Origin of the sequence: Dermacoccus sp. UBA1591 (assembly GCF_002322065.1) — a bacterium.
Classification (GTDB): domain Bacteria; phylum Actinomycetota; class Actinomycetes; order Actinomycetales; family Dermatophilaceae; genus Dermacoccus; species Dermacoccus nishinomiyaensis.
Genome location: NZ_DCNR01000040.1, coordinates 11,964 through 16,462, shown reverse-complemented (window position 1 = coordinate 16,462; position 4,499 = coordinate 11,964). Strand labels below are relative to the sequence as shown.

General features: G+C 70.1%; 4 protein-coding genes. 2 read left to right on the top strand and 2 right to left on the bottom strand.

The features are described from left to right. Nucleotides 1–176 precede the first annotated feature (176 nt). Nucleotides 177–1,940, top strand: coding sequence for a proline--tRNA ligase (locus B2284_RS04055; RefSeq protein WP_115297187.1), 1,764 nt, complete (start codon nt 177–179; stop codon nt 1,938–1,940). Nucleotides 1,941–2,090: 150 nt separating this feature from the next. Beyond that, entirely contained in the window at nt 2,091–2,882 is a 792-nt protein-coding gene (locus B2284_RS04050; RefSeq protein WP_006944901.1) for a TSUP family transporter, read from the top strand. A 75-nt stretch (nt 2,883–2,957) separates the two neighbouring features. Here the strand turns inward: B2284_RS04050 and B2284_RS04045 are convergent, their stop codons facing one another. Together B2284_RS04045 and B2284_RS04040 are read right to left on the bottom strand one after the other, a co-directional pair. After that, a complete protein-coding gene (locus B2284_RS04045) occupies nt 2,958–4,163 on the bottom strand; it encodes a CapA family protein (protein WP_006944868.1) in 1,206 nt (401 codons plus the stop codon). 29 nt (nt 4,164–4,192) lie between these two features. Then, nucleotides 4,193–4,499, bottom strand: a 307-nt coding sequence (locus B2284_RS04040) for a hypothetical protein (RefSeq protein WP_286697229.1), incomplete at its 5' end; no start/stop codon positions are given.

Genomic DNA, 4,499 nt, shown 5'->3' with positions numbered 1-4,499 from the left:
GCAGGAGACGGGAGACGGCGAAGGACGGATTGTGACGTCGTCGAATCTGCATGGATCTCAGGAAGGCCTCGCGGCCCGAGCGTCGGGTGGATGCGGGCCGTGCACGCCCTGGGCGGGCCGGGATAGTGTGGGGCCGAGTCACGCGGAGCGACCGCGACACGACCCGAGGAGAGACCGTGGCCCAGCGCATGTCCAACCTGTTCCTGCGAACGCTTCGCGAGGATCCGGCGGACGCTGAGCTGCCGGGCCACAAGCTGCTCGTGCGCGCCGGCTACATCCGACGCGCCGCGCCCGGCGTGTACACGTGGTTGCCGCTCGGGCTCAAGGTGCTGCGTAACGTCGAGACCATCGTCCGCGAGGAGATGGAGGCCATCGGCGCGCAGGAGCTGAGCTTCCCCGCGCTGCTGCCGCGCGAACCCTATGAGGCGACGAACCGCTGGGACGAGTACGGCCCCAACCTGTTCCGCCTGCAGGACCGCAAGGGCGTCGACATGCTCCTCGGCCCGACGCACGAGGAGATGTTCACCATCACGGTGAAGGACATGTTCTCGAGCTACAAGGACCTGCCGACGACGCTGTTCCAGATCCAGACGAAGTACCGCGACGAGGCCCGCCCGCGCGCCGGCCTGCTGCGCGGGCGCGAGTTCATCATGAAGGACTCGTACTCCTTCGATCACACGAAGCAGGGCCTCGAGGAGAGCTACGCCAAGCACCGCGGCGCGTACGTCAAGATCTTCGACCGCCTCGGCTTCGAGTACGTCGTCGTCCACGCCGACTCGGGTGCGATGGGCGGTTCGGCGTCGGAGGAGTTCCTCGCCGTCAGCCGCCACGGTGAGGACACGTTCGTCCGCTCGCCCGGCGGTTTCGCGGCGAACGTCGAGGCCGTCGTCGTGCCGCAGGCCGAGCCCGTCGAGGTGAGCGTCGGCCCCGCACACATCGAGGACACACCCGAGACCCCGACCATCGAGACGCTCGTCGCGGCCCTCAACGCGAATCACCCGCGCGACGACGGACGCGAGTGGACGGCTGCCGACACACTGAAGAACGTCATCGTCATGCTCGTCCACCCCGACGGCACGCGCGAACCGCTCGCGATCGGCGTGCCCGGCGATCGCGAGGTCGACGCCAAGCGCCTCGAGGCTCAGGTCGCTCCGGCCGACGTCGAGGCGTTCGAGGAGAAGGACTTCGCCGCCTACCCGATGCTCGCGAAGGGCTACATCGGCCCGGGCGTGCTCGGCGAGGAAAAGGCCTCCGGCATCCGTTACCTGCTCGACCCCAGCATCGCCGAGGGCTCGGCGTGGGTGACGGGCGCCGACGTCAGCGGCAAGCACGTCATCGACCTCGTCCACGGCCGCGATTTCACCGCCGACGGCACGATCCAGGCGGCGCAGATCAAGGAGGGCGACCCGGCCCCCGACGGTTCGGGCCCCCTGACGCTCGCGCGCGGCATCGAGATGGGTCACATCTTCCAGCTCGGCACGAAGTATGCCGAGGCGCTCGGGCTCAAGGTGCTCGACGAGAACGGCAAGCTCGTGACGGTGACGATGGGCTCCTACGGCATCGGCGTCTCTCGCGCCGTCGCCGCCATCGCTGAGGACAACCTCGACGACAAGGGCCTCATCTGGCCGCGTCACATCGCGCCCTTCGACGTCCACGTCGTCGCCACGGGCAAGGACGCCGCGGTCTTCGAGAAGGCGGAGCAGGTCGTCGCCGACCTCGAGTCGGCCGGGCTCGGCGTCCTGTTCGACGACCGTCCGAAGGTCAGCCCCGGCGTGAAGTTCAAGGACGCCGAGCTCATCGGCGTCCCGACGATCGTCGTGCTCGGGCGCGGCCTCTCCGACGGCACGATCGAAGTCAAGGACCGCCGCTCGGGCACCTCGCGTGACGTCGGCGTCGACGAGGTGGCGGCCGAGGTGCTCTCCGAGGTGCGCGGCGCCTGATCCGACCCTGCTTCACGAGAGCCACCACGGCCCGACGTGGTGGCTCTCGCGCGTCGAACGGCCGCCGCCCCGGTCACGAGCGGCGCGGGCGCGACGGTCACGAACTGAGAGACGTTTGCGGGCACGCGGCGCGCGGCCCAGGATGACGGGGTGAACGACCCGGGAACCCTGACCCTCACCCTGCTGGCGCTCGCGGCGGCCTGCGCGGGATGGATCGACGCCGTCGTCGGCGGAGGCGGGCTCGTGCAGTTGCCGGCCCTCATGGTCGCGTTTCCGCACGCCGCGCCCGCCCAGCTGCTCGCGACGAACAAGCTGGGTTCGATCTGCGGCACGTCGGTGAGCTCGGCGACGTACCTTCGGCGGGTGCGTCCCGATCTGCGCACCGCGCTGCCGCTCGCCGTGATGGCGTTCGCCGGCTCGATGGCGGGTGCGGCGCTCGCCAGTCACATCCCGCGCAGCGCGTTCAACCCGATCATCCTCGTCGTCCTCGTCGCCGTCGGCGCGTACACGCTGTTCAAGCCGTCGATGGGGCAGCTCGAGAACCTGCGGCACGCCGGCAGCCGGCGCCATTACGCGACGGCGGGCGCCGTCGGCCTGGGCGTCGGCCTGTACGACGGCGCGCTCGGCCCGGGGACGGGCTCGTTCTTCGTCTTCGCGCTCGTCAGCCTGCTCGGCTACCGCTTCCTCGAGGCCTCCGCCAAGGCCAAGCTCGCCAACTTCGCGACGAACCTCGCCGCCCTCGTCGTGTTCATCCCGGCAGGTGCGGTGGCCTGGCGTGTCGGCCTCGTGCTCGGCGTCGCGAACCTCGCGGGCGGCTATCTCGGCGCCCGGACCGCCGTCTCGAAGGGGGCCGGGTTCGTGCGCGCCGTGTTCGTCGTCGTCGTGGGGGCCTTCGTCGTCAAGCTCAGCTACGACACCGCCGCGCAGTTCGGCCTGCTCTGATGCTCAGCCGCGCCCGGCGCCTCACCGGCTACCACGGCTCGAGCGTCCGGCGACGGCGGCGGGTGCCGTCACCCGTCAGGACGCCGGCTTGGCGTCGCAGCCGAACGCACCCATCGTCGCGGTCGTCTTGGCGTAGGATGCTGGGTTCTGCGACGGGGTGGCCAGCTCGACGACGCGCGTCTTCTGGTCCTGATAGGTGGGCTGGTACGTCATAGATTGGCTGATCTTGCCGCCCGCGTCGCGCGTGAAGGTGACGCTCGCGTACGCGCCGTCCGCCGTGCCCGGCAGATATGCGGCCTGCTGGCCGGAGAACAGGTTGCCGAGGGCGTAGGAGACGTATCGTCCGTCGATCTTCTGGCACGGCTGCACGATGTGCGGATGGTTGCCGATGATCCAGTCGACCTGCCCGGAGCGCAGCAACGCGTCCGCGTACTTCTTCTGCTCCGCCGAGACCGGCTTGTACTCACGTCCCCAGTGCATCGACACGACGACGATGTCGGCGCCCTGCTTGCGTGCTTCGGCGGCATCGGCCTCGATGCCTTCCGGGGTGCGCACCGCGTACAGGTTGTCCGCGACCCAGGGCGCGTCCTTGGGAGTGCCCGTCTGGTCGCCGTTGATGCGGTTGTCGAGCGTGTAGCTGTACGACAGTTGCGCGACCTTGAACCCCTTGGCCTCGTAGAACACGGGCTGGCCCTTCTCGCCGGCAGACGCGGCCGGGCCGGCCGCCTGCAGACCGTTCGCGGCCATGACGCTGCGCGTGCTCGCCAGCCCGGAGAGGCCGCGGTCGTAGGCGTGGTTGTTGGCCGTCGAACACCCGTCGAACCCAATGGACTTCACCGTCGTCGCGAACTCGTGGGGCGCGTTGAAGCTCAGCTCGCGCGCCAGGTTCGTGTCGTCACGCGACAGCGGGTTCTCCATCTGGCAGATGCGTAGATCGCCCGCCTTCGTGACGGGGGAGATCTGGCCGAAGAACTGGTCGAAGCGGTACCCCGTGCCGCCTGCGGCACGACGGGCCATCTGCGTGACCGACGGGTGGACGATGAGGTCGCCCGACGCGCCGATCGTGATGCTGCCCGGCTTGTTTTTGACCGGCTCCGGGGGAGCGACCGAAGAGCTGGCCGAGGGACTCGCACTCCCACCGGAACTGCTCGACGCGCCGGCCTTCGATGACGCCCCGGAGCTCGAAGCGCCGCCCGTGTCGTGCGAGCTGCCCGAACAGGCCGTGAGAGCGAGCAGTGAGATCAGTGGTGCGGCGGCGGCCGCGCGTCCCCGAATACGCATGCGGACGAGTTTATTCCCGGCGGGCGTGCTCAGGTCGCGAGGCCCGGGAACGGCGAGACGCTGCCCCCACCGAAGCGCACCGTGCGGGCCGCGCTCGACCACGCGAGCAGCAGCCCGTTGACATCATCGGCGCTGCGCGTGCCCGTCGCCGCGACGGCGCACGCCGACATCAGAGCCGCGGCCGCCTTGCCCGCATCGGCGCGGGCCGCGGCGAGCGAGTCGTAGCGGCGCGCGGGCGCAGCGGGGCTCGCGGAAGCAGACGATGACGACGACGGCGACCCCGATGACGCCGACGATTCCGCGAGCGAGCGCACGGCGTAGAGGTCGTCGAGCAGG

What these genes read in the sequence shown, in the direction of transcription:
- B2284_RS04045 (WP_006944868.1), bottom strand. Translation starts at nt 4,163, where the DNA reads ATGCGTATTCGGGGACGCGCGGCCGCCGCCGCACCACTGATCTCACTG.